Below are 1,421 nucleotides of genomic sequence, written 5' to 3' on the forward strand. Positions count from 1 at the left end.
TGTTATGTCGCAGGACATCGGTGACAGTTCTGTATCAGGACATCGGTGACACTTCCGTGGCTCTTGGTGGTGACACTTCGCCGGTAAAAATGGGCGGTGAGCAGAAACGAGCCCGTCGATCCCACTGTCCGCCTGGCCATCTCGCGGTGGCCTGATGACGCGCCGCGTGGGTCGGTGAGCACGTTCTGCGTCGAGCACGGCATCTCGCGCAAGACGTTCTACGTCCTCCGTGCTCGCGCCCGCGTCGATGGGCCCGCGGCCGTGCTCGAGCCCCGCACCAAACGACCACATACCTCCCCGGGCCAGCTCGATGAAGAGGTCAAGGACCAGGCTGTTCAGGTCCGCGCCGCACTCGAAGCGTCTGGGCTGGATCACGGTCCGATCAGCGTCCACGACCGGATGAAAGCGATGGGACTTGAAGCGCCATCGATCGCGGCCCTGGCACGGATCTTCCGCGAACGAGGCGTGGCTCGACTGGAGCCGAGGAAGCGGCCTCGCGCGTCCTGGCGGCGGTTCGTCTATCCGGCACCGAACGCGTGCTGGCAGCTGGATGCGACCCAGTACGTCCTCACCAACGGCCGGACCTGCGTGATCTTCCAGCTCCAGGACGATCATTCGCGCCTCGCGGTCGCCTCTCACGTGGCGGGCAGCGAGACCGCTGAAGCAGCGATCGCGGTGTTCAACAAGGGCACCGCGCGTTGCGGAACTCCACAGCGTCTGCTCACCGACAACGGAGCCGCGCTGAACCCCACGCGCCGTGGGATGAAGGGCCAGCTCGTCATCCACGTGACCGCGCTGGGAGTCGAGGCGATCACCGGGAAGCCCTACAAGCCGACCACGCAGGGCAAGAACGAACGATTCCACCAGACCTTGTTCCGCTGGCTGGACAAGCAGCCCATCGCGGGAAGCATCGAAGAGCTCCAAGCACAGGTCGACGAGTTCGACGTCATCTATAACGAGCAACGCCCTCACCAGGGACTTCCCGGACGGATCACACCACGCCAAGCCTGGGACGCGACTGAGCCGGCACCGTCTCCCCGGCCTGTCGTGGAGCCCAGCCTGATCATCGAGTCCGTCGGGGACAGCAAGAAGCGTTCCCGGAAGCTCCCCCGGGAGCGGGTCATCCAGACCGGTGAACGAACACGGGTGGTGAACAACAACGGCACGATCACCCTCCACGGCGTCGCGTTCCAGGTCTCCTACCCTCATGCCCAGCAGGAAGTGCACGTCCTCGTCGAACAGGCCAGCGTCACGTTCGTCGACCTTCACGGCGAGATCCTGGCCGAGCACGCTTGGCCCCCGCTCGGCATCCGATACGCCTCCAAGCACACGGGTCAACGGAGCGGCAAACGCCGAGGCCGGCCACCGAAGAACCCCGAACCGTCACCGATGTCCTGAGACATCAACTGTCACCGATGTCC

1 protein-coding gene is annotated in these 1,421 nt (G+C 64.9%); it reads left to right on the plus strand.

Translation table 11 applies throughout. The features are described from left to right. Positions 1–96 precede the first annotated feature (96 nt). The gene (locus CIK71_RS16940) at positions 97–1,398 is read left to right on the plus strand and encodes an integrase core domain-containing protein (protein WP_158541900.1); all 1,302 of its coding nucleotides are present in this window, start codon (positions 97–99) and stop codon (positions 1,396–1,398) included. Positions 1,399–1,421 lie beyond the last annotated feature (23 nt).

Origin of the sequence: Brachybacterium alimentarium, assembly GCF_002332425.1 — a bacterium.
Classification (GTDB): Bacteria; Actinomycetota; Actinomycetes; order Actinomycetales; family Dermabacteraceae; genus Brachybacterium; species Brachybacterium alimentarium.